The sequence below is a fragment of the Humibacter sp. RRB41 genome, from assembly GCF_022761015.1.
Lineage (GTDB): Bacteria > Actinomycetota > Actinomycetes > Actinomycetales > Microbacteriaceae > Humibacter.
In genome coordinates, this window is the sequence record NZ_JAKWJQ010000005.1 from 124499 (window position 1) to 147744 (window position 23246).

General features: G+C 66.4%; 19 protein-coding genes. 13 read left to right on the forward strand and 6 right to left on the reverse strand.

From position 1 onward, the window contains the following. Positions 1 to 206 precede the first annotated feature (206 nt). Positions 207 to 1235, reverse strand: coding sequence for a LacI family DNA-binding transcriptional regulator (locus MJ603_RS14250; RefSeq protein WP_243064404.1), 1029 nt, complete (start codon positions 1233 to 1235; stop codon positions 207 to 209). Between the two features lie 235 nt (positions 1236 to 1470). Between MJ603_RS14250 and MJ603_RS14255 the strand changes: the two genes are divergently transcribed. The 8 genes from MJ603_RS14255 (at position 1471) to MJ603_RS14290 (ending at position 10293) form a co-directional block, all read left to right on the forward strand. After that, positions 1471 to 2805 carry an ABC transporter substrate-binding protein gene (locus MJ603_RS14255; protein WP_243064405.1) on the forward strand — a complete coding sequence of 445 codons (1335 nt, stop codon included), beginning with the start codon at positions 1471 to 1473 and terminating at the stop codon, positions 2803 to 2805. Between the two features lie 89 nt (positions 2806 to 2894). Next, the gene (locus tag MJ603_RS14260; protein WP_243064406.1) at positions 2895 to 4250 is read left to right on the forward strand and encodes a BNR-4 repeat-containing protein; all 1356 of its coding nucleotides are present in this window, start codon (positions 2895 to 2897) and stop codon (positions 4248 to 4250) included. After that, positions 4247 to 5227: a PmoA family protein gene (locus tag MJ603_RS14265; protein ID WP_243064407.1), complete on the forward strand. Its 981-nt coding sequence runs from the start codon at positions 4247 to 4249 to the stop codon at positions 5225 to 5227. The genes MJ603_RS14260 and MJ603_RS14265 overlap by 4 nt, the downstream gene beginning before the upstream one ends. Before the next feature lies 1 nt (position 5228). Beyond that, positions 5229 to 6398, forward strand: coding sequence for a Gfo/Idh/MocA family protein (locus MJ603_RS14270; protein WP_243064408.1), 1170 nt, complete (start codon positions 5229 to 5231; stop codon positions 6396 to 6398). Next, positions 6395 to 7129: a cupin domain-containing protein gene (locus MJ603_RS14275; RefSeq protein ID WP_243064409.1), complete on the forward strand. Its 735-nt coding sequence runs from the start codon at positions 6395 to 6397 to the stop codon at positions 7127 to 7129. Before MJ603_RS14270 ends, MJ603_RS14275 begins: the two co-directional genes overlap by 4 nt. 190 nt (positions 7130 to 7319) lie before the next feature. After that, positions 7320 to 8243: a carbohydrate ABC transporter permease gene (locus tag MJ603_RS14280; protein ID WP_243064410.1), complete on the forward strand. Its 924-nt coding sequence runs from the start codon at positions 7320 to 7322 to the stop codon at positions 8241 to 8243. After that, a complete protein-coding gene (locus MJ603_RS14285; protein WP_243064411.1) occupies positions 8233 to 9135 on the forward strand; it encodes a carbohydrate ABC transporter permease in 903 nt (300 codons plus the stop codon). Before MJ603_RS14280 ends, MJ603_RS14285 begins: the two co-directional genes overlap by 11 nt. A 93-nt stretch (positions 9136 to 9228) precedes the next feature. Next, the gene (locus MJ603_RS14290; RefSeq protein WP_243064412.1) at positions 9229 to 10293 is read left to right on the forward strand and encodes a LacI family DNA-binding transcriptional regulator; all 1065 of its coding nucleotides are present in this window, start codon (positions 9229 to 9231) and stop codon (positions 10291 to 10293) included. Between the two features lie 139 nt (positions 10294 to 10432). Here MJ603_RS14290 and MJ603_RS14295 read toward each other — a convergent pair whose 3' ends face one another. Genes MJ603_RS14295 through MJ603_RS14305 form a run of 3 tightly spaced genes read right to left on the reverse strand, consistent with a single transcriptional unit; the run spans position 10433 to position 15575 of the window. Next, on the reverse strand, positions 10433 to 12376 hold the full coding sequence (locus tag MJ603_RS14295; protein ID WP_243064413.1) for a DUF2264 domain-containing protein: 1944 nt from the start codon (positions 12374 to 12376) through the stop codon (positions 10433 to 10435). Next, positions 12373 to 13533, reverse strand: coding sequence for a substrate-binding domain-containing protein (locus tag MJ603_RS14300; protein WP_243064414.1), 1161 nt, complete (start codon positions 13531 to 13533; stop codon positions 12373 to 12375). Before MJ603_RS14300 ends, MJ603_RS14295 begins: the two co-directional genes overlap by 4 nt. After that, positions 13530 to 15575: a heparinase II/III family protein gene (locus MJ603_RS14305; protein WP_243064415.1), complete on the reverse strand. Its 2046-nt coding sequence runs from the start codon at positions 15573 to 15575 to the stop codon at positions 13530 to 13532. The genes MJ603_RS14300 and MJ603_RS14305 overlap by 4 nt, the downstream gene beginning before the upstream one ends. A 164-nt stretch (positions 15576 to 15739) precedes the next feature. On the opposite strand from MJ603_RS14305, the gene MJ603_RS14310 reads away from it, so the two are divergent. The 5 genes from MJ603_RS14310 (at position 15740) to MJ603_RS14330 (ending at position 20846) form a co-directional block, all read left to right on the forward strand. Then, positions 15740 to 16759 carry a hydroxyacid dehydrogenase gene (locus MJ603_RS14310; protein ID WP_243064416.1) on the forward strand — a complete coding sequence of 340 codons (1020 nt, stop codon included), beginning with the start codon at positions 15740 to 15742 and terminating at the stop codon, positions 16757 to 16759. A 147-nt stretch (positions 16760 to 16906) separates the two neighbouring features. Continuing rightward, positions 16907 to 18187, forward strand: a complete 1281-nt coding sequence (locus MJ603_RS14315; RefSeq protein ID WP_243064417.1) for a sugar ABC transporter substrate-binding protein — start codon at positions 16907 to 16909, stop codon at positions 18185 to 18187. A gap of 105 nt (positions 18188 to 18292) precedes the next feature. Then, positions 18293 to 19246 carry a carbohydrate ABC transporter permease gene (locus MJ603_RS14320; RefSeq protein WP_243064418.1) on the forward strand — a complete coding sequence of 318 codons (954 nt, stop codon included), beginning with the start codon at positions 18293 to 18295 and terminating at the stop codon, positions 19244 to 19246. Further along, positions 19246 to 20157 carry a carbohydrate ABC transporter permease gene (locus MJ603_RS14325; RefSeq protein ID WP_243064419.1) on the forward strand — a complete coding sequence of 304 codons (912 nt, stop codon included), beginning with the start codon at positions 19246 to 19248 and terminating at the stop codon, positions 20155 to 20157. Before MJ603_RS14320 ends, MJ603_RS14325 begins: the two co-directional genes overlap by 1 nt. After that, positions 20154 to 20846 (forward strand): hypothetical protein, encoded by a 693-nt coding sequence (locus tag MJ603_RS14330; protein ID WP_243064420.1) that lies wholly within the window; start codon positions 20154 to 20156, stop codon positions 20844 to 20846. The genes MJ603_RS14325 and MJ603_RS14330 overlap by 4 nt, the downstream gene beginning before the upstream one ends. A 136-nt stretch (positions 20847 to 20982) precedes the next feature. Here MJ603_RS14330 and MJ603_RS14335 read toward each other — a convergent pair whose 3' ends face one another. Both MJ603_RS14335 and MJ603_RS14340 read right to left on the reverse strand, forming a co-directional pair. Continuing rightward, entirely contained in the window at positions 20983 to 21969 is a 987-nt protein-coding gene (locus tag MJ603_RS14335) for a type IV toxin-antitoxin system AbiEi family antitoxin domain-containing protein (RefSeq protein ID WP_243064421.1), read from the reverse strand. A 286-nt stretch (positions 21970 to 22255) separates the two neighbouring features. Next, on the reverse strand, positions 22256 to 23062 hold the full coding sequence (locus MJ603_RS14340; protein WP_243064422.1) for a ThuA domain-containing protein: 807 nt from the start codon (positions 23060 to 23062) through the stop codon (positions 22256 to 22258). Between the last annotated feature and the right edge of the window lie 184 nt (positions 23063 to 23246).

Here is a 23246-nt window from a genome sequence, read left to right on the forward strand (position 1 = left end):
GAGGAACCCCTTGCGCTTCGGGCGCTGTCGCAGGCGCATGGCTGCGCGCAGCGACGAGACCCAGATTGGATACGTCGTCGTACTCGGGCCACACAGCGAGTTGCACATCGACAGGCGGCCGACGCTGACATTAGTGATCGTTCACTATTTCTGTCAACGGTTGCGGCAAGAACGCGAGCGCGATGACGCAGGAGCTTCGCCGTGGCTCACCGTGGGGCAGGTCCGCTCGACCCGCGCGCGATGAGCCTGCCCATGACCTGGTGCTCGAAGCTCGGAGGTTCCCGATCCTCGACCATTGCGATCAGCTCGAGCATCGCCTGCCGTCCGATCAGCTCCAGGTTCAGCTCCACGGTCGTGAGGGTCGGGGAGAGGAATCGTCCGATCTCCTCGTTGTCCCAGCCGACGACGCTGACATCGTCGGGAACGCGGATGCCGCGATCCTGAAGGCCGCGGATGACCCCGAACGCGACGAAGTCGTTGGCGGCGACGATGGCCGTCACCCCCGAGTTCGCCGGGAGATCGCGCCCTGCCTGGTAGCCGGACTCGACGGACCAGTCGCCCCCGACCACGCCGTAAGACTCCAATCCGAGTCTGTCGACGGTCTCGCGATAGACGGTGCGCCGATTGCGGGCCGACGTCCAATCCTGATTGCCTGCGACGTGCAGAAATCGACGATGTCCCAGATCGGCCAGATGCTGCACGACTTCCGCTGCGAACGCTCCGTCCGCGAAGGCACCGGTCGAGCGCATCTTCTCGTCGTATTGGCCCATCACCTGCATGGGCACGGATGACGCCGGGAGCGGCGAGAGCATATCGCCGAGCGGGGTGAACGACAGGATGCCCTCCACTCGCTCGCTGTCCATCAGAGTGAGGACTCGTTGTCGGCGGCGAGCTTCATCGCCTTCAAGGCTGACCACGTCGATCTGATATCCAGCCTCGTGGGCAGCGGATGCAGCGCCGCGGAACGGTGTCGGCACGAAGTAGGTCAGCTCGGGAAGAACGATCGCGATGCGATTCGTTCGCCGGGTGCGCATCGACCTGGCGATGAGATCCGGCCGATAATCCAGGTTGCGGATCGCCTTCTCGACCTTGTCAACCGTGGCGGGTTTCAGACCACCGTTGAATCGCAGGTAGCGCGAGACCGTCTGATGGGACACCCCGGCGAGTTCGGCTACCTGCATGATGGTCACGCGTTTGCGTCGAGGTGTGCCGGAGTCTGCGTCGTCGCTCTGCATTCCTGTCCCTCCGCCTGTGGCCTCCCTGCAGAAGCAGGCGCCGATCGCTCGATTGCCCGAGGGCTGCAGAGCCGTTCTACGTGGCCGCACTCGCGTCGTAGGAACCCTATCGCCAGTCGGCAGCACTATTTGCACTCCGATAGTGAACGATCACTTTTTCATGCTAACGTGTCTGCGATCGGGAAAGCGGTTACCGCTCGATCACCTGGCAAGCACAACCTGGCAAGGAGGCCACATGTCACAGCAGCTCTCCCGGCGTCAGTTCGGCGCCCTCGCGCTGACCGGAATCGGGACCACATTCCTGCTCGCTGGATGCGGAACGTCGGCCACGCCATCGGCGGGCTCGACATCCACCGCAGCAGCGGGCGATGCATTCAAGAAGGCCACGCTCAATTTCTCCTGGTGGACGAACCCGGTGCGCTCGGCGAACACGAACAAGATGGTGCAGGCATACACCAAGGCACATCGGCCGATCACGGTGAATCAGCAGCCGGGCCAGTGGGCTACGTACTGGACCAAGCTGTCGACGCAGGTCGCGGGTCAGACCGAGCCCGACGTCATCCAAATGGACCAGGCGTACATCGCGGAGTACGGAGGCCGCGGCGCACTCCTCGACATGTCCACCGTGGCAAGCATCGACACCACCCCGGTGAAGTCGTCGCTCGCCGACGGAACACTCGGCGGCAAGCTCTACGGCATCCCGATCGGCGAGACGGCGTACAGCATCTGTGCGAACAAGACCCTCTTCGAGAAGGCGGGCGTCGACGTACCGGATGACAAGACGTGGACGTGGGATGACTATCTCAGCATCTGCAAGAAGCTCGCCTCCGGGAGCAACGGTGCCTTCACCGGCACCAACTGGTACGGCGGCGACCAGGACCTGCAGATCTGGCTGCATCAACGTGGCGAGCAGCTGTACACCGACAAGGGGAAGATCGGCTTCACCACCGGTGGTGTGACGAGCTGGCTCACGATGGTGCAGAAGCTTTTCGCATCGGGAGGCTCCCTCACTCCCGACCAGTACACGAACGACATCGTCGCATCGACGCAGCAGACGTTGTTCGGCACGAACAAGGCGGCCCTCGCCTGGCTGTGGAACACGCAGATCACGTCGTACCAGGCAGCCAACAAGGGCGACTGCGTCTTGCTTCGTCCACCGAGCTCTGCCGGGTCCGCTACCAAGAACGGTCTGTACTTCAAACCGTCGATGTACTGGTCGATCGGTTCGCAGACGAAGTACCCGGCACAGGCCGGCGCATTGATCAACTACTTTCTCAACGACATCTCGGCGAACAAGATCCAGCTCTCGGAGCGCGGGGTTCCCGTTGGTGCAGCCGTCGTCGCCGCGATCAAGCCGCTGCTGTCGAAATACGACCAGAACGCCGTCGACTATCTCGAGAACATCAAGAGCGAGATCAAGTGGGTTCCTCCCGTGCCGCCGAAAGGCACCAGCACCGTGGCTTCGGTGTCGCAGCGACACACGGAGGACGTGATCTTCAGGCGCGCGACTCCCGCTGCCGCCGCAGCAGCGTTCAAGACCGAGGTTGAGAGCCTCCTCGCCAGCAACTAGCGGTCCCAGCGGCTCCACTGGCCCGGCCGAGGGCCGTCCTCGGCCGGGCACGGTCACGCCGCGATTCGTTCAGCACGTGAAAGGAACCCATGACTGAATACGTCATCAACGAGAACGGCGCCTGGTGCTGGTTCCAGGATGAGCGTGCGCTCGTCGACCCGCAGACGCAGACACTGGTGGTCGGATCCGTCGCGGCGGCGGAGGGCAGTGGCGGTGAGGACCGCGCGGGCAATGTGGAGCTCACCGTCGTCGACCTCGCTACGCGGGAGGCGCAGGTGGTGGTTCTGCACGAAGCGTTCGAGGTCGACGACCACGATGTGCCCGGCCTGTGGCGACGCGAGGACGGCCGGTGGCTCGCCGCCTACACGAAGCACAAGACGGACGATCTGATGCGCTGGCGCATCAGCGCGCCGAACGATCCAACCGACTGGGGTGAGGAGCGCACCTTCAATTGGGCGCAGCTGACGGCCGGACGCGGCGTCACCTACGTGAACCTCCATGAGTTCGACGGACGCCTTTACTGCTTCAGCAGGGCGGTGAACGACGACCCCTGTGCACTCGTCTCGGATGACGACGGCGACACCTGGAACTACGCAGGCAAGATCTTCACCCGCCCGAAGCTCGGGTACGTCAACGGGTACACGCGCTACGCCGCCGGCGACGGTCGCATCGACCTCGTCACGACCGATCATCATCCTCGCGACTACGACAACTCGATCTATCACGGCTATTTCGAGCACGGTGCCCTTCGTCGCTCCGATGGCTCCGTCGTCGACGAGCACCCGTTCGATCCCGAAGGAGCCGCGCCCTCTCAGGTGGCGTTGACGACGGTGCTCGGGGCCGGCGAGTGGATCGGTGGCGTGCGGCTCACGCACGCCTGGACATCCGACATCCGCACGGATGCCACCGGCACGATCGCCGCGATCGTCACGGCTCGGGGCGATGACGATCCGTCCGGCCCCGACGAGGAGTTCGCGCGACTGCGTCCGGTGCTCGACCATCGGTTCGTCTACGCGCGTAAGGAGGCGGACGGATCCTGGGTCAGACATCCGCTGGCCGTTGCCGGCGCCGGGCTCCTGCCGCACGAGCAGGACTACACCGGCCTCGGAGTGATCGATCCATACGACCTCGACGTGGTGTTCGTCTCGACTCCGCTCGACCCTCGAACCGGGCGGCCGACCGAACATCATGAGATCTATCGCGGAGAGACGACGGACGGTGGCGAGCACTGGGTGTGGGACGCGATCACCCAGAACTCGACCGTCGACAACCTGCGACCGATCGTCGCCCCTGGCGATCCCGACAGAATCGCGCTGCTCTGGTTCCGCGGCGAGATGACCGCTTCGCAGCACTTCAGCTGCGAGATCGTGCTGCATGACACTCCTCGTTGCGGAGCGCGGACCGCGCACCAGAGACGTGAACCAGTGAAGGGACCGGCTCTGTGACCGACGAGCATTCGCGAGGACCGCTCGACGTGCGGCACGATTCCGACAGAGCGGTGAGCGTTGCAGCCTCCGACGTCGAGCTGATGCGTTACGTCTATCGACCCGACGAGGCGCCGTACGAGTCGCCGAAACCCTACGTGCATCCGCTCCGCACGCTCGGCGGTCGGCTCGTCACCGTGTTCAGGCCGTGGGACCACGTCTGGCACAAAGGCATCTGTCTTGCTCTGCCGGTCGTCGGTGCCGACAACTTCTGGGGCGGTCCGAGCTATCGGCGCAGCGTCGACGGATACATCGATCTGCCGAACAACGGATCTCAGGACCACGACCGTATGAGCGAGATCGTGCAGCGTGACGGCATGGCGATCATCCGTCACGAACTGGTCTGGCGCCGTCAGCCGCTCGACCCGGACTCCGTCGGCGTATCCGCCTTCGTGGAGAGCCGCGCGCTGACGACGTCGCTCCTGCCAGAGGGGGATGCCTGGGCGCTCGGCTGGTCCACCCGCCTGACCAACGTGTCGGGGGAGCCGATCGCGATGGGATCCCCGACGACCGAGGGGCGCGAGAACGCCGGATACGGCGGCTTGTTCTGGCGAGGGCCGCGCTCGTTCACCGGCGGAGACGTGATCGGTTCCAACGGGACGAGCGGTGAGGATGTCCGCGGCACGCGCGGAGCCTGGGCCGGCTTCAGCGGTCGACATGACGGCGAAGACGGTGCATCGACCGTGCTGATCGTCGACCGCACCACCGACCAGGATCTCGACACGAAGTGGTTCGCGCGATCCGACCCGTTCGCCTGCCTCAATCCTGCGCCGTTCTTCGACCGCGTCCGCGTCGTGCAGCCGGGGGAGAGCATCGAGCTTCGCTACACGGCTCTGATCGCGGACGGGGCATCCGATGCGAGCCGGATGTCCGCGCTCGCCACATCAGCGTTCGTCGCCGCCGAGCGCGCCGACGCCGTCGCCGAGGAGGTGCGATGACATGACAGCAGACAGTCGAATCAGGGTCGTGGAGCGCGAGGACACCGCGAAGCGAAGGGTCTTCACGCCCGAGAGCCCCTTGCGGGTGGGAATCGTGGGGACGGGAGGGATCGCGGGCGCACACGCTCGGAATCTCGCGACCCTCGACGGAAGGGTGCGCATTGTCGGTGCGTGCGACATCGACGCGGAGCGGGTCGACGCCTTCACTCGCGCGTGGGACGTCGCCGTCGGAGCGACCGATCTCGAGGGGTTGCTCGACCAGATCGACCTCGACATCGTCCACCTGTGCTCGCCGCCCGGATTGCACAAGGAGCAGGCCATCGTGGCGCTGCGCCGTGGCATCCACGTTCTGAGCGAGAAGCCGCCAGCGTTGTCACTGGCCGAGCTGGACGAGATCGCCGAGGCAGAGGAGGCGGGCGGGGCCCGCTTCGCGACGGTGTCTCAGCACAGGTTCGGCTCCCGCGCGATGTGGCTGCGCGATCGGGTCGCGGACGGATCGCTCGGTCGGCCCCTGACCGCTATCTGCAACACACTGTGGTATCGGCCGGACGAGTACTTCGACGTCCCATGGCGTGGAAGATGGGACACCGAGGGTGGTGGGCCGACCATGGGGCACGGCATCCATCAGATGGACACCATGCTGTCCATTCTCGGGCCGTGGTCGCAGGTGACAGCAGTGGCGGCACGCGCGGCCAGGCCGGTAGCCACTGAGGACATCTCGCACGCCATTGTCACGCTTGACAACGGTGCCGTGGTCAGCGTGATCAACAGCCTGTTGTCTCCCCGCGAGACGAGCTATCTTCGCTTCGATTTCGAGTTCGCGACGGTCGAGCTCGAGCATCTCTACGGGTATTCGGATGACTCATGGCGCGTCACACCGGCGCCTGGTCACGAGGACCGAGTGGCCGCGGCCTGGGCGCTGGGGCCGGCTGGCGAAGCGAGCAGCCACGCCGCTCAGTTCGCCGCGATCGTGGAGGCGTTGGAGCACGACGACCCTCTGCCGGTTCCCCTTGAAAATGCGAGGAACACGCTGGAGCTCATCGCGGGCATCTATGCCTCGGCGTTCACACGCGTCCCGGTCGCTGCGGGCGAGATCGGTCCAGCTTCGCCGTTCTATCGCAGCATGGCGGGGAACGGAACCCCGTGGAGCGCCGGAGCGGATTCGAGATGAGCGACATCGCGCTGGGACGCGGCCTCCCCGGCGGCGTGGCCGTGTCGCGGCTCCGCGTCTACGACTGGCCTGACTCGGAGGGGGTGATGGGCGGATCGCCCCACCTGCACACGGCATCCACCGAGGGGTATGTCGTGCTCGCCGGACACGGCAGCGTTCAGACGTTGAGTACGCAAGGGCTCGCGATCACCGAACTCGTGCCGGGAACGTTGGCATGGTTCACTCCAGGTACGGTTCATCGACTCGTCAACGACGACGGTGCTCTGGAGATTCTCACGGTGATGTCGAACGCCGGGCTCCCCGAGGCTGGAGATGCAGTGCTGACATTCCCCGCCGGCATCCTGGTCGATCCCGACGAGTACACGAGGCATGCGGCGCTCCCGGCTGCCGGCACACCATACGAGCTCGCCGAGGCAGCCCTCCGGCGACGTGATCTGGCTCTGAGCGGATTCGCCGAACTCTGCGAGCGCGCCGCGACGGATCTCGACGCCGCCCTTTCCGAGCTCTACATGTCGGCGTCCGCGTTGGTCGCCGATCGCGTGGAGTCGTGGTGCGGGATCGTCGCGTCCGGGCCCGCCGCCCAGGCGGAGGCGACAGCACGGCAACTCGTGCAGCTGGCCGCGGGACTTGCGGGCGACATGGCGGACTCCGGTATTCGAAGCGCCGTGGCCGGGCCCGACGAGCGCTACGGCATGTGCGGCATGCTCACGGTCTGGGACGTCGATACCTGATGTTACCCTTGGCCAGAAAGCGTTTTCCGCTCTCGCTTGACTCGAGAAGGGCTTCGCAGGTAGCCTTGCTCGAACATCCACGGGGAAGCGCTTTCCGATGGAATGGCGAAGATGCCCTGGCAACTGTTGCCCGGGTGCATCGGCTCACGATCTACACCATGTTTTCAACGTCGACTACTAGGGGGCTCCCGTGAGCGTCTTCGAAGAACTGCGATCGGTTCGCTCATCCAAGACGACGGGCAAGCGCGACAACAAAGCGGCCTTCTTCTTCTTGCTGCCGTGGCTGCTCGGCGTGGTCTTGATCACGGCGGGGCCGATGATCGCGTCGTTGTGGATCTCGTTGACGAACTACAACCTGATCCAGTCGCCGCAGTTCATCGGCGTGCAGAACTACATCCGCATGTTCCAAGACCCGCGGCTGCTGAACTCACTGAGGGTGACGTTCGAGTACGTGTTCGTGTCGGTGCCGATCCAGCTGATCGTCGCGCTCGCTGCAGCCATGCTTCTGGACAGAGGGATGCGTGCGCTTCCGTTCTATCGGTCGGTGTTCTACCTGCCGTCGCTGTTGGGCAGCTCGGTTGCGGTGGCCATCCTCTGGCGGCAGATCTTCGGCCAGGGTGGGCTGGTCAACCAGCTGCTCGGACTCGTCGGGCTGCACAACCTGCCCGGCTGGATCTCGGACCCGCAGTTCGCGCTGGGCACGATCATCCTGCTCAATATCTGGACGTTCGGCGCACCGATGATCATCTTCCTCGCCGGTCTGCGTCAGGTTCCGGAGATGTACTACGAGGCTGCGTCGATCGACGGGGCCGGCCGATGGATGCGATTCCTGCGGATCACGCTGCCGATGCTGTCGCCGATCATCTTCTTCAACATCATTCTTCAGTTGATCGGTGCGTTCCAGTCCTTCACGCAGGCGTTCATCGTCTCCGGTGGAACGGGAGGACCGTCGGACTCGACGATGTTCTATTCCCTCTACCTGTATCAGCAGGGCTTCAACCAGTTCGATATGGGTTACGCCTCCGCGATGGCGTGGCTGCTGTTCATCATCATCGCGATCATCACGGCTGTGACGTTCGTCACCTCGAAGTATTGGGTCTTCTATGACAACTGACACCGCAACCAGGGCCCTGCTCGTGCCGGCGAAGCGTCGGGGGCGTGAATCGTCGCGCGGTCTGCGACGACCGGTTCGGAGCGTGGTCAAGCACGTCATCATGATCGCGCTGGCCATCGTGATGATCTATCCGCTGCTGTGGATGGTCGTCAGCTCGCTTCGGCCGAACGACGAGATCTTCACGAATCCGAGCATCATTCCCGACCACTTCGACTGGAGCAATTACACAGCGGGCTGGAACGCGTTGGCGTCGCCGTTCGGTCTCTACCTCGGCAACTCCGTGATCATCGTGATCGGCGCGATTCTCGGCAACCTGTTCGCGTGTTCCCTGGCGGCCTACGCGTTCGCGCGCCTCGAGTTCCGCTTCAAGCGTGTCGCGTTCACGATCATGCTGCTGACGATCATGTTGCCGTTCCAGGTCACTCTGGTGCCGCAGTACATCATGTTCTCGTGGGTGCACATGCTGAACACGTTCTGGCCGTTGATTCTGCCGAAGGTGCTCGGTACCGACTCCTTCTTCATCTTCCTGATGGTGCAGTTCATCCGCGCGATCCCACGCGAACTCGACGAAGCGGCGCGCATCGACGGCTGCGGGCATCCGCGAATCTTCTTCCGCGTCATCCTGCCGTTGATGACGCCGGCGCTCGCGACCACGACGATCTTCACGTTCATCTGGATGTGGAACGAGTTCTTCGGTCCGATCGTCTACCTCACGCAGCCGCACACTTGGACGGTGCAGGTCGCGCTCGGTCAATTCATCGACAACCAGACAGGCGGCAACTGGGGCGCCCTGTTCGCGATGTCGGTGGTCTCACTCGTGCCGGTGTTCATCGCATTCCTGGTCGGCCAGCGCTTCCTCATCAGGGGTATCGCCACCACCGGCATCAAATAGGTCGCCGCACCTCGCGCGGCCGCAGGGCGTGCCAGGTCGTCGTCGCGCCGTCTGCGCCGTGAGAATAGGGACGATGGGAAGGCGAGTGGCAGTGTGACCGCACGAGAAGAGGACGCAGCGACGCACGACGGGTCGCCGGTACAGGGCGTGGCCAAGCTCTCGGATGTCGCCAAGCACGCGGGTGTGTCCCTCGCCACTGCGTCGCGCGCGCTCAACGGCAGCGTGCGCACGGTGGCTCCCGGGCTCAAGGAGCGCGTGGAGGCATCCGCTCGGGAGCTCGGATACACCGCCAACGTTCAGGCGCAGGCTGTTGCGCGCGGCACCAGCCGCACCGTGGCGCTCGTGGTCGGCGACATCGCCGATCCCTATTTCTCGGCGATTGCCGCCGGAGTGGTCGAGGCGGCGCACCAGCACAACCTCGTCGTCACGATGTCGTCGGGCGGAACCGAGCCTGAGCAGGTCCTGGAGACGATCGCCGCTCTGCGCGGTCAGCGTCCGACCGCGGTGATCGTCGCTGGCAGCCGCTATGTCGACGAGCAGACCGAGGCCGCCGTCTCGGCCGAGCTGCACGTCGTCGAGCAGCACGGCGGGCGGGTGGCGCTGATCGGCGCGCAGGCCGACGCGTTCCGCGCCGTGCCTGTACTCAATGCGGACGGTGCAGGACGCCTCGCCGACGCGCTGGTCGAGCTCGGATACCGGGACTTCGCCGTGCTCGCCGGGCCGCAGAGTCTTGTCACCCCGGCCGACCGAGCGCGCGGCTTCACCGAGGCGCTGAGGCGACACGGGATCGAGCCGGATTCGCGCGCGGTCGTCCATGGCGGATTCTCACGGCAAGCGGGCTACAGCGACATGCTCGCGGTGCTGGATGCCGGCATCCGGCCGGAGTGCGTCTTCGCGGTCACCGACGTGATGGCCGTCGGTGCCATGACGGCGATCCGAGAGCGCGGACTCACCCCCGGCGTCGATATCGCCGTCGCAGGCTTCGACGACATCGAGACCCTGCAAGACGTCGTGCCGAGCCTGACGACGGTCGCGCTCCCGCTCCGCGAGCTCGGAGAGCGGGCCTTGGAGTTGGCGCTGGCCGAAGACGACACGGAAGCCCTCAGCACCCCCTTCGCAGGCGAGGTGCGCCTGCGCGCCAGCACCCCCGCGCGCTGAGCCCCACCCCCCTTCTCCCCACCCCACCCCACCACCGACGTCGACCCGGCACTGTGTTGCCGAGCCCGCCCTCGTATTCACGTGAACAGAGGGGCGGCTCGGCAATACAGTGCCGGGTCGACGACAAGGGGGAGAGAGGTCAGGGGAGGGCGACCGCTGTGGCTGCGCCGTCGGGCCAGGTCACCTCGAGGGTGCGGGCGGGGGTGACGCGGGCGACGGGCGGCTCGGAGTCGTCGCGGCCGAGGCGTGAGGCGACGATCACGGCGTCGCCGGGAGCCGCATCGTCGAAGGTGAGCCACGGCACGGCGACGTTCGCTCCGAGAGGCGACGTTCCTGCCTCGCGGTGCACGGATGCGCACGAGCCGGACGTCAGCGCGACCAACTCGGCGACGAGGGCATTTGCTTCCACGCGGGATGAGCCCTCTTCGACTAACCCGTGCGGGACGGCATCCGACGCGATCGGCCATCCGCTGACGCGGAGCGAGACCGCTCTGGATGCCCCGCCTGGTTCGCCGCCGACCAGCACCGCCCGCACTTCCCAGGCTCCGCGCACCACCGACGCCGTCGCAAGACGCGGCCCACTGGTGACCTCCCCCTCGCGTCCGGATCCGTGGTCCGGCGCAGCGGTGACGGCGGACGAGTCCACCCAGTGCGCGTCCGCCGCCGACGTGGCAAAGGCGGCGATGCCGTCGTCTCCGATCACGCCCCGAGTGAAGCCCGTGCGGTGCGTCGAGCGATCGTCGGCGTCGAGGGCGCCGGCCGAGTTGTCGACGGGCGAGTCGATCGTCTCGCCGACCAGCGGCGGAATCGTCGCACTCGAGTAAGCGAACCGCGCGTAGAGGGGCGAGTCCCCTGCCTGATCACCGGCGAGGGCGTGATCGGTCCCGTGGTTGTAGACGCGCACGACGCCGTCCGACGCGGTGCCGCTCACCAGCCAACCGGCCGGGCGGATGACCCGCCGCACGTCAACACGCTCGACAGGCAGGGGTTCCTCGACGGCGTTCCAGACCTCGTGGTCGGCGGGAAGCATGAGTCCGAGCATCCCCTTCGACGCCCAATAGGGCGATCCGGAGCCCGAGTACGTCTGCGCCATCGCCGGCCACTCACCGAGCAGGCCGAGGGTGAGCAGCCCACGCTCGTCGATGCCGTCGTGTTCGACGAAGGCGCGCAGAATGCCGGATGCCGCCCGCCGGGTTTCCCCCGCCGACAGTCGCGTCGCGCCGGTGACGGCGCCCATCCACAGCGGCGCCGCGGTCGCGAACCGGTAGATCAGGCTGCGTCCCTGGAGCACGGGCATCCCGTCGGCGCCGACGAGTGCCACGTAGTCGTCGAGGAACTCGGTGAGGCGGCCGCGGAACACGGGATCCAATGCCGCCGAACCGAAGGCATCCGCTCCGGCGGACGTCGCCCACAGCAGCGGGTACACGTGCATCGCCCAGCCGCAGTAGTAGTCGAATGCGCGAAGCTCGCCATCGGCGTACCAGCCGTCTGCGCGGTAGTACGACTCGATGGTCGCCAGATCGACGAAGATGCGACGCGGATCGTGCGGGCCGCCGACCGACGCGAGGAACGTCTCGACCGTGATGCGGAACCACAGCCAGTTGTTGTCCGGATACCAGCCCTCCGCAGCCTGCGCCAGCCAGTCGATGACGTGCTGCCGGTCGGCATCCGAGAGGGTTTCCCACAACCAAGGACGGGTGAGCTGCAGCGCGAGCGCAATGGATGCCGCCTCCACCTTCGCCTGACCCACCTCGCGCGCCGTCGGCCAGCGTTCGGGATTGGCCGGATCCGTTCCGGCGATGAGTCCGGCGCGGTACCACGAGGTGAAGTCGTGCGGATCGCGCCCGTTCTCGCCCTTCGACCGGAACGCGTAGAGCAGCAGGGAACGCGCGAATCCCTCGAGGCCGTCGCTGTCGATGCCGCTCCAGCTGGCCCGCCCGGGCGGCAGTACGCGGCTGCGCGTCGCGGAGAAGTAGGGCCGGAGCGACAGCAGCAGATGGTCGGCGATCGCGGCCCAGTGATCGCGGGTCCAGCCCGTGTAGGGGGAGAGCTCACGGTTCTCGGGCGGAAGGTCGATGATCACGCCGTCACGTCCTCGTCTGTTCTCGGCGTGGCATCCGCTTCGCCTTGGCTGATGGTGGTGGGCAGCGACGAGTCGCGAACGTGCAACTCCGGCATGAGCTTGACCCGGTGGGTCGGGCGCCCCTCGCCGGCTTCGAGGCGCGCGATCAGCAGGTTGACGGCCTCACGGCCCACGTAGTGCTTCGGCGGTCGCACTGCGGTGATCGCCGGGTCGCCGAACCGGGCGACCTCGTCGTCGTACGCGACGATCGCCAGATCGTGAGGCACACGGATGCCCCGGTCGAGGCTGTGCTGCTCGAGAGCGAGCGCCTGCGGGTCGGACAGCACGATCACCGCTGTCGTTCCGGTCGCCCTGCACAGTCGTAGCGCTTCGTTCATGGCGCGCTCGCCGCCCGACGCGTCGAAGTGGATGTCGTCCATCGTGGCCACATCGGTCGGCAGCCCGAGCAGGCGCAGGGTGGCGAGCCAGCCCTTGCGCACGTATCGCCCGGTCGGATTCTGGGACTGGGTGAGAAGCCCGATGCGTTCGTGGCCCGCCGCGTGCAGATGACGCACCGCTTGCGCAGCACCTGTCACGTGGTCGGTGACGACGGACTCCAGCCGGTGCGCGGCGGCCGCCGGCCGCACCCGCCGCTCGGCGAGCACGACGGGGACCGGCAGGGAATCCAGCCAGCGCAGCATCTCGAGGCCTTCGTCGCCAGCGGTGTCGGGCGCAACGATCAGCCCGTGCATGCCGGGAGAGTTCAGCAGCGCCAGTACGTGTCGCCGGTTGTCGCGCACGTCGTACGTCGACGCTCTCAGCAGCACGCGGGCGCGCAGCTGGGCAGCCTGAGCCCGAACACCGTTCACGATCGGCGGCCAGTAGTAGTCGAGCGATGGCACGACGAGCCCGATCGTGTACTTCGTCACCGCTGGGTCGTAGCCGGCGAGCCCGGGGGAGATGCCCGGCTCGATCGAACTGCGCAGCGTCGCGCCGCCGTGCACCCTGGTCACGAGCCCCTGACTTGCCAGGGCGTTGATGTCGCGGCGGATCGTCAGTTCGCTCACGCCCAGCTTCGGCGCGATGTCACTGACGCTGACCGAACCGTGCTCGCGCACCTCGTCCATGATCCGTTCGCGCCGTTGCAGCGCGAACAGCTGGTCGCCCGTGCCGCTCATCGCGCCTCCTCGATGATCGTCGTGAGCCTGCCGGCGGATGCGTGCATCTCGTACGTGAGACGTGTCAGCTGAGCGCCCCACACCGCGATGAGCTCCGGGTCGTCGAGCTCCCACACCTCGACGGTGGGCGTGACCTCCTCGGATGTCGTGATGACGATCCCCGCGCCATCATGGGAGACACGGATGCCCGTGCCCGCCGCCTCGACGACGCCGGCGACGACGAGATGCGCCAGCGCCGGGGCATCCGGCTCGCCATGAAGCAGCCAGCGATCATCGATCTCGATGCGGCGAGCGGATGCCAGCCGGAACGTGCGCCGCCAGCTGTCGCCTTCCCGCAGCGGATACGCAGCACCCAGCTCGAGCTCCAGCTCGATCGGGAGCGTCTCGTCGTTCGCCCCCTGGCGCGGGGTGTTTCCTGGCTCAGCCGCCACCGACGGCGCCCGCACGACGTCGGTGTGGAAGCCGGCGCCGTCGCCCTGCTCGAGCCCGAACGGTGTCGGTGCGTTGTGCCATCCGCTCTGCATCGCCCTGATGTCATAGCGATCGGGACCGAAGGTCTGCGCGGTGTAGGTCGGTTTGCCGATGTCGACGATCAGCGGGAGTCCGTCGACGGCGACGATGAAGGAGCCGAGGTCCTTGTGGTTGTGGTTCTCGCCGTTCGTGCCGCCCTTGGCCGCGAGCGTGAGGCCGTCGACTGCGCCGGGGTGCGCCCTGCCGACGAGCACCTGCACGGACGGCAGCCAGACGCACCGGGGGAGTGGCGGGGCTGACGGCGTCGTCGCGATCCATTCGGCGTCGCTCAAGGATCGGAGCAGGCGGGGAAGTCCCGACCCGACATCGCCGGCAGGCAGTCCGGGCCGTCGCGCCGCCCTCGCCCACGCCACGATGCGATCGTCGCCGAGCCGAGTGCCCCAGCGGAACGGCAGCTGCCACGGCTGCTGACCCGAGATCCTCGCCGGGCCGTCGGCGACGTTCACGTACCAGTCGCCCCCGAGGTGCATGCGCATCGGGAACCGAAGCACCTCGCGCACGACAGGGATGCCCGACGCATCGAGGTCACCACCCGTGATCCTCGCGATCAGGTCGAGGCACTCGAGCATGCGTCCGGCACCATTCCACCAGTACGCGACGCCCTCGTCGATCGCACCGTCGTCCGGCAGCGTCGCCACGTAGCGGTCGAGGCTCTCCAGCGCTCGCGCGGTGATGCGCGCGACGCGGTCGCGGTCGTCGAGCAACAGCACCGCGGCGAGCAGCACGTTGCCGATGATCCACGGATTCCAGTTGTTGACCTCGCGCCAGAAGCCCAGCCACCAGAAGTCGTCGCGGGACTCGAACGGCGTGAACACGCGCACGTCGGCCTCGCGGCGGATGCGCTCCCGAAGGCCCGGCCACGAGGCATCCCACCGCTCTCCGAGCACGTGGTCGGCCACGGCCAACTGGGCGACGACCTCTCCCGCGCCGAGGTCGAGATAGGGGGAGTCGGCGTCGGAGAGCACGAAGCCGCGCCGTTCGTGGGCGTCGTCGTGCGCCGGCCAGCACCAGGTGCTCTGTTCGCAGATCATCACGACTCCGTCGGCCGCTTCGTCGAGCCACTCCTGGGCATCCGTGACGGCGGCGGTCACCACGGCCGCCGCCAGGCGGTCCCGCCTGGCCATGACGGCGGCCTCGTACTCCACGCGATCGCCGTCGCGCACGTAGCGCGCGAACCGGGTGGCGCTCGCCTGCGGCCACGGCGTGCCGCGCAGGCCGGCTGCGATGTCTTCGACGGCCCGCACGGTCGGCTCGTCCATGCCGAGCCACGTCGCGCGGTCAGCGCTCGACGGGATGCCGACCCTGGCGCGCAACGCAGCAAGCGACTCCGGGAGTGACCTCACGAGGCCTTCGATGCGCATCCGCTGGGCCCAGTGCTCGAAGAGCGGGCCGCGGAATTCGGCGGGATCGAGGCAGATGCCGGCGGGAGGGCTTGCCGGAGCCGTGGCCAGGGACCGCCGTGCGGCTCCGTTCTCGGTGGTTGCGGACGTGGACGGAGGTGTTTCCAGCATCGGTGCTGTTCTCTGCAATCCGGTTGTTTTGTTGCGTTTATGTTCGAGTATGATCGCTCTGTTTGTTTGCGATCGGGATTGAGTATCTACTGTTCATCGCGACGACGCAACGGCGATTCAGTCGCAGTGATCGACCCGATGAATCCGCTGGAGCACGAACAAGAATGACCAACCCGAGCAGACCCGAAGCGCTTGTCGTGATGGCCGGCGACGTCTTCGAGCGTCAATTCGACGCGGAACGACTCGCACGTCTGAAGCGACTGGCCAGGGTGCCAGAGCCCGTGTGGGCGGACGATCTCGACGACCCGGCACTGGCCGGTCGTCTGCGTGACGTGGAGGTGTTGCTCACCGGGTGGGGAGCTCCGCGGCTGGATGCCCGCACGCTCGACAGGATGCCCCGGCTGCGGGCGATGCTGCACTGCGCGGGTACCATCCGGCCGCAGGTGACCGACGAGTTCTGGCTGCGCGGCATCCGCGCGTCGAGCGTCGCCGAGACGAACGCCGTGCCGGTGGCCGAGTTCACGCTCGCTGCGATCATCTTCGCCGGGAAGAAGGCCCCGTTCATCGCGGCCGACCCCGAGGCGCGGCGCGGACAGGGCGCCGTTCTCGAACGCTACGGCGAACTGTCGAACCTCGGCCGCACCATCGGCGTCGTCGGATTCAGCCGGGTGGGCCGTCGCGTCGTCGACCTGGTGCGCCAGTTGGACGACGTGACCTGCCTCGTCGCCGATCCCTACGCCGACCCTGCGGAGGTCGCTGCGGCAGGAGCGCGGCTCGTCCCGCTCGAGGAGCTGCTCCCGCAGGTCGACGTGCTGTCGCTGCACGCCCCTGAGTTGCCGTCGACGCGCCACATGATCGGAGCGGCGGAACTGGCGGCCCTCAAAGACCACGCCACTGTCATCAACACCGCCCGCGGGAGCCTCGTCGACACGACCGCGCTGGAGCGCGAGTGCGCGGCGGGACGCCTGAACGCGGTACTCGACGTCACCGATCCCGAGCCGCTTGACGCCGGCTCGGTACTGTTCACGCTCCCGAACGTCATGGTGACGCCGCACCTCGCAGGGTCGCTCGGCACGGAATTGCATCGCATGACGGATGCCGCGCTCGATGAGCTGCAGCGCTATGCGTCGGGCGAACCGCTCATCGACGAGATCACGAGCGAGGACCTGCGGCTGAGCGCCTGACGCGGCCGCGAGACGAAGACGAGCACGAAACCCGGGAGGCAGCCCAGCACGTTCCGCAGCACATTCCACAGCACGTTCCGCATTCGTTGCGGCGCACAGCACCATCGACCACGTAGTCAGTCACAGATAACAAGGGAGTTATTCCTCATGAAACGATCACTGATCGCCGCCGGCGCGATCACCGCCGCGCTCGCGCTCGCGCTCTCCGGCTGCGCCGGAACCTCGTCGTCGGGCGGATCCGCCTCGGGAGGCAAGACCACGCTGCGCATCTCGGTGTGGAACTACAAGCAGACGCCGGAGTTCAAGGCGCTGTTCGATGCCTTCGAGAAGGCGAATCCCGACATCACGATCCAGCCCGTCGACATCCTCGCCGCGAATTACGAGGACAAGGTGACGACGATGCTCGCCGGCGGTGACACGACCGACATCATCACGGTGAAGAACCTGACCGACTACGCGGGGTACGCCGCGAAGAAGCAGTTCGTGAGCCTGAACGACGTCGCGAAGGCGCTGCCGTCCGACAAGATCCCGGCGCTGTCGCAGTACGACTTCAAAGGCACGACGTATGCGATCCCGTACCGCCAGGACTTCTCCGTACTGTTCTACAACAAGGACATGTTCAAAGCCGCCGGTGTCGCAGACCCCACGAACCTCACGTGGAAGGAATTCGCGAGCGACGCGGCCAAGCTGACCAAGGGCACGGGCGACTCGAAGGTCTACGGCGCATACATCCACACCTGGAACTCGATGGTTCAGGGCATCGCAGCGGCGCAGACAGGTGGCAACCCCAACGACCCGAGCGACTACAGCTGGATGAAGAACCAGTACAACACCACGCTGGGCATGCAGAAGGCCGGAACGACCATGGACTGGGCGACGGCGAACAGCCAGCAGACCAGCTACCAGACCATGTTCGAGACCGGCAAGGCTGCCATGGTTCCGATGGGCACCTGGCTGATCGCTCCTCTGCTCGCTGACGGGAAGACCGGAACGACCAAGATCGACTGGGGCATCGCCCCCCTGCCCCAGATCAAGGCGAACGGAAAGGTCACCACCGACGGCGGGCCGACCGGCTTCGGCATCAACAAGAACTCGAAGAACGTCGCAGCAGCGAAGAAGTTCATCAAGTTCGCTGCGGGTGCTGACGGCGCCAAGGCTGTGGCATCCATCGGCATCGTTCCCGCCTACCACAGCGCCGACATCACGAAGGCCTACTTCGGCCTCGAAGGAATGCCCTCCGACGCACTGTCGAAGACGGCCTTCAACCCGAACACCATCGAGCTGGATGCCCCGGTCGCCTCGAACACAGCCGCGATCGGCACGATCCTGAACCAGGAGCACCAGCTGATCATGACCGGCAGCAAGTCGGTCGATGCCGGGCTCGCAGAGATGCAGAGCCGAGTCAAGTCGGAAGTGCTGAACCAGTAGCCTTCCACCGCGCGGCGGCCGACCTGGGAAGCAAGGTGCCCGGGTCGGCCGCAGCCCCTATCCCCTCACGAGAACGGAGCGGTTCGCCGAGCCGGAGACGACACCATGACCACCATCACTGAACGGACTCAGCCGGCAGCGTCGACGCCGACACCGGCACCGACGCCGACTCGCAAAGCGGCGAGTCGAAGGATGCGCCGTCGCAGCATCCTGATCGGCTGGAGCTTCATCCTGCCGAACTTCCTCGGGTTCGCCCTCTTCACCCTGGTGCCCGTGATCGCGGCCTTCGTGCTCGCGTTCATGAACTGGGATGCCTACAACCCGCCGACCTGGGCAGGCATCGACAACTTCGTGCGCCTGTTCGGCGACGACAGTTTTCACGTCGCGCTCGGGAACACGCTGCTCTACGCGCTCGGCCACGTGCCGTTGACGCTCGCCCTGTCGCTCGGCCTCGCCCTGTTGCTCAACCAGAAGCTGCGCGGCATCGCCTTCTTCAGAGTTGCCATCTTCTTCCCGTACATCACATCGCTCGTGGCGATCGCGATCGTCTGGAACATGCTGTTCGACCCGACGAGCGGTCCGATCAACCAGTTCCTGCACGCCATCGGCATCGCCAACGCGCCGGGCTGGACCGCCAGCACCACCTGGGCGCTGCCCGCCGTGATCATCACGAGCGTCTGGCGCGACATGGGGTACTACATGGTGCTGTTCCTCGCCGGACTGCAGGCCATTCCGAACGAGTACTACGAGGCGGCGTCGATGGACGGAGCCGGCCGCTGGCGCAAGTTCTGGAACGTGACCCTGCCGTCGCTGCGGCCGACCACCTTCCTCGTCCTGGTGCTGCTCAGCGTCTCGAGCTTCAAGGTGTTCGACCTCATCTTCGTGATGACGCAAGGCGGGCCGGGGCGTGCGACCCTCGTGCTGTCGCAGCTGATCTACCAGGACGGCATCATCAACGGCCAGTTCGGCTACTCGTCGGCGATCTCGCTCGTGCTCTTCGTGATCGTGCTGATCGTCACCGTCTTCCAATTCAGGATCCAGCAGAGGAGGGAGCGCTGATGTCCACCCTCACCTCGGACCTCGTGCAGGAGCTCGAGACCGGAACGACGCATCCGAGCCGCACGCCGCAGCGGCGCGGGAGGCGTCGCATCCGTTCACGCCTCGGCCGGATGCTGATGTATCTCGTGCTCATCGTGCTGCTCGTCGTGGTGCTGCTGCCGTTCATCTGGATGCTGTCATCGTCGTTCAAGCACGACAACGACGTGCTCACGGTGCCCATCCAGTGGATTCCGAAGGAGTTCGTCTGGAGCAACTACTCGGACATCTGGAAGCAGATTCCGATGGCCGGATACCTCGCGAACTCCGCCTTCCTCGCGATCGTGATCACGTTGCTGCAGGTGCTCACCGGAAGCTTCGCCGCGTACGGCTTCGCCAAGGTGCGCTTCCCCGGAAGGGATGCCCTGTTCCTCGCCTACATCGCCACGATCGCCGTGCCGTGGCAGGCGTACATGATCCCGCAGTACGTGATCATGCAGAAGGTGGGGCTGACGAACACGTTCACCGCGCTCATCCTGCTGCAGGCGTTCGGCGCGTTCGGCGTCTTTCTGATGCGGCAGTACTACATGACCATCCCGGACGATCTGAACGAGGCAGCCCGCATCGACGGCCTGAGCGACTACGGAATCTGGGCCCGCATCATCCTGCCGCTGTCGAAGCCCGCGCTCGCGTCGCTCGCGCTGCTCACGTTCGTGAACACGTGGAACGACTACATGGGGCCGTTCATCTATCTCTCCAGCAACGAACTGTGGACGGTGCAGATCGGGTTGCGGTCGTTCATCGGCCAGTACTCCGCGCAGTACGCGATGATCATGACCGGATCGGTGATCTCGATCATCCCGATCCTGGTGATCTTCCTTCTCGGTCAGCGCTACTTCATCAGCGGCATCGCGACGAGCGGAATGAAGGGATGACCGCGCTCGCGCCCCGGCGCAAGCCGCGTTTCCTGCAGCACGAGACCGTCGAGACCATCTTCGGTTACGCGTACGCGATGCTCATGGTCGACGTGCTGCTGGTCGTCTTCAACCTGCCGCTGGCGGCGATGCTGTTCGTGACGGTGGACCCGCTGGCATCCTGGCCGTTCTTCCTGCCATTGTCGCTCACGCTCGCGCCGTCGTTGGCCGGCGCGTTCGAGGTGTTCCGCTCGCTGCGCCAGGGACCGCCTCGTCCGTTCGCCGCGTTCTGGCGTGGATATCGGCGACGCGCGGGTACGGCATTCGTCGCCGGCCTTGCGACAGCGGTGATCGTCGGCCTCGCGCTCTTCGACGCGACAGTCATGGCGGGCACCGTGTGGGCTCCGCTGCTCGGACCGCTGCTGGTCGTGCTCAGCCTCGGTTCGGTCGCGACGACGTTGTTCGTCGTTACGGGCCTCGTCGTCTTCGAGCGGGCGTCGCTGAAGGCGGTGGCGAAGGCATCCGTTTTCCTTGCCGTGCGGCGCTGGTACTTCAGCCTCGTCGCCCTGGCGATGGTCGGGCTGATCGGCACGGCGGTGCTTATGCAGCCGGTGGTCGGGGCGGCGCTCGCGCCGGGCATCCTGCTGTACGCGGTGTTCGCGAACGCGCAGTACGCCTTCCGTCGCGCAGTCGACGACGCGAGGGCCTGAGCTGGAGCTCCTGCGTCGACCCGGCACTGTATTGCCGAGCCCCCATATTGCTGTCGAGCCACCACCGTAATTGCGTGATTCAGGGGGTGGCTCGGCAGCAATGTGGTGGTTCGCCGCGCCGGGCGGATGGGTGTGGTCACCGGGGAAGCTTCAGCCCGAATGAGGTGAGGCGGGCGGCGAGTGCGGTCGTACTTGCGGCGTGCTTGTCGCCCCAGCGAATGATTTTGCGACCAGTGGTTCCGCGGATCCAGTCCTCCCGGTGCTTCTCGTCCAGCATCACTTGCTCGATAGTCCGGTTCGACCGGAGTGCCGCGTCCGTGTACTTGCCCTTGCCGTCGAACTCGCCGAAGACATCGAACTCGTTGAGGCCGAAGTCAACCCAATAGTTGCCTGTGTCTGGAGCCGGGACACGCACTTGGAGGTCTACGTCTCGTAACCCGAGCCGGTGCAACTGCAGTCGGCTCACGCTCTCGCCCGGCAGTTGCGCCCGCCCGTCGGCGAACGCGATCACCCAGCGTGCTTGACGGATGCCGCGCTGCCCACGCGCGTCGCAAAGCAACTTCTCCATCGAATCTCGCCAGGCATCTGTGAGGTCATCGTCGGGAACGTTGCGTCGAACGGCTGCCTTCCGAAGCGAGGCATCAGCAGCGGAGACCGCTGCTTCCGCCGTGACTGTGCGTGCCAGGTCGACCAGCGTCCGTTCGAGAGTGGTCACGCGCACACCACCGATGCGCGTGATGTCCGTGTTCGGAAGCGTGCCTTCGTGGCGCATCACATCTCGTGAATTGCGAACGTGACGCGGGTCCGCGACGAGCTGGTCGACACGCTTCGGGGCGAGCCGGTAGAGCGGAAGCTCGTGTAGGACGGCCGCGGAGACACCCGCGAGAACCGGATCGGACCCGCGCGAGTCTCGCGCGACGGCCACCACATGGACAAGATGCTTTCCCTCCGGCCAGAGATCGTCCCACTCTTGGCGCGAGACGAACCAACCGCGTCGAACGCGGTGCAACTCGCCGTGGGTGACGGCTCTCGCAATCGCACGGTCGGACATCCCGAGTTCGATGAGGTCGCTGCGAGACCGAAGCAGTTTCGGTACTTCCGCCAGGGTGATCGCACGAGGCATGGCTAGATGATCTGCGCCCCGAAGGGGCTCAGGGCGGCCGAACCCAGAACTGTGGAAGCGCGGCCCGTGTGGAGGCAGAGTGCTGGAGGCACGTCGAGCCGCCCAGCCTCGACGAAGCCGTCGAACCCCCACGAACCTGCCGAGCCACCCCCTATATTCGCGCGAACATCGTGGTGGCTCGGCAGCTTCGTGGGGGTTCGACGATTTTGGGTGGGTGGGTGGGAGGGTGGGTGGGTGGGTGGGAGGGTGGGTGGGTGGCTGGTGGGTGAGGCGATGCAAACTCAGGTCAGCCCAGCAACCAGGCTGCGGCCTGGCGCAGCAGCGCGCGATGCGCCGGCGCGTCATACGAGGCGGAGTCGTGACCCAGGGCGTCGTAGACGACCCGGACGGAGCCGCGCTCGCGCGCCCAGAGCACCGGGTGACGAGCGCCGTCGAGGTCGTGCCAGGCGAGCTCGGTCACGTCGGGTGAAACCCGCAGGTGCGAGTATCGCTCGTCGTTCACGTCGAAGTCGCGGATGCCTGCCACGATCGGGTGCGCATCCGTCGCCACCTCGATGTGGGCGAGCGAGTACGGCGGATGCATGGACGTTCCGCGAAGCCAGATGCCGCCCAGGATGGATTCCCATTCCGGCATGTATCCGAAACTCGTCGACGAGACGTGCAGCACCAGGAGTGCGCCGCCGCGGCCGAGGTAGCCGAGCAGGCCGTCGCGTGTGGCGGCATCCGCGGCGGAGAGGGGAAGCGCGGCGCGCTCGTCGGAACTCTGAACAACGGCTCGGTCCTCCGGCGTGCTGCCGGCGCCCACGTTGAGCACGAGCAGGTCGGGGTCGTGCGTAGCCGGGTCGATGGAGCTGGGTGGATGGGCGAGGCCGGCCGGGTGGGTGCGGCCGGCCGGCTCGGGCAGGTCGTCTGAGTCGGCGAGGCCCGTTGGGTCGGCGAGGGCGGCGAGACTGGCATCCACGTCGTCGGTCACCGTCACGTCGCGACCGGCATCGCGCAGAATCTCGGCGACCCGAGCCGACGTGGTCGCGAACGGATGCCACGGGTCGGCGTAGCGTCCCGATCCCGAGACGACGGTGATTCTGGCGGGCACGATGCTCTTTCGGTCGTTGGACTTCGGTCGGTGGACTGCGGTTGGACTGCGGTCGCTGAAGTGCGGTCGTTGCGCTGGACTGCGGCTGTCGGCCGTCGGCCTGCGGTCATGGCGCCGTGGTCATGGGGTTGTGGTCGCGGGGCGGCACCCGCGGCTGTACACGCTCCATCGTGCCTGCTATCTT

Excerpts from the sequence above, each read along its gene's own strand:
- MJ603_RS14250 (WP_243064404.1), bottom strand. The coding sequence starts at position 1,235 with ATGCAGAGCGACGACGCAGACTCCGGCACACCTCGACGCAAACGCGTG.
- MJ603_RS14255 (WP_243064405.1), top strand. The coding sequence starts at position 1,471 with ATGTCACAGCAGCTCTCCCGGCGTCAGTTCGGCGCCCTCGCGCTGACC.
- MJ603_RS14260 (WP_243064406.1), top strand. The coding sequence starts at position 2,895 with ATGACTGAATACGTCATCAACGAGAACGGCGCCTGGTGCTGGTTCCAG.
- MJ603_RS14270 (WP_243064408.1), top strand. The coding sequence starts at position 5,229 with ATGACAGCAGACAGTCGAATCAGGGTCGTGGAGCGCGAGGACACCGCG.
- MJ603_RS14275 (WP_243064409.1), top strand. The coding sequence starts at position 6,395 with ATGAGCGACATCGCGCTGGGACGCGGCCTCCCCGGCGGCGTGGCCGTG.
- MJ603_RS14285 (WP_243064411.1), top strand. The coding sequence starts at position 8,233 with ATGACAACTGACACCGCAACCAGGGCCCTGCTCGTGCCGGCGAAGCGT.
- MJ603_RS14300 (WP_243064414.1), bottom strand. The coding sequence starts at position 13,533 with ATGAGCGGCACGGGCGACCAGCTGTTCGCGCTGCAACGGCGCGAACGG.
- MJ603_RS14305 (WP_243064415.1), bottom strand. The coding sequence starts at position 15,575 with ATGCTGGAAACACCTCCGTCCACGTCCGCAACCACCGAGAACGGAGCC.
- MJ603_RS14310 (WP_243064416.1), top strand. The coding sequence starts at position 15,740 with ATGACCAACCCGAGCAGACCCGAAGCGCTTGTCGTGATGGCCGGCGAC.
- MJ603_RS14315 (WP_243064417.1), top strand. The coding sequence starts at position 16,907 with ATGAAACGATCACTGATCGCCGCCGGCGCGATCACCGCCGCGCTCGCG.
- MJ603_RS14320 (WP_243064418.1), top strand. The coding sequence starts at position 18,293 with ATGACCACCATCACTGAACGGACTCAGCCGGCAGCGTCGACGCCGACA.
- MJ603_RS14325 (WP_243064419.1), top strand. The coding sequence starts at position 19,246 with ATGTCCACCCTCACCTCGGACCTCGTGCAGGAGCTCGAGACCGGAACG.
- MJ603_RS14330 (WP_243064420.1), top strand. The coding sequence starts at position 20,154 with ATGACCGCGCTCGCGCCCCGGCGCAAGCCGCGTTTCCTGCAGCACGAG.
- MJ603_RS14335 (WP_243064421.1), bottom strand. The coding sequence starts at position 21,969 with ATGCCTCGTGCGATCACCCTGGCGGAAGTACCGAAACTGCTTCGGTCT.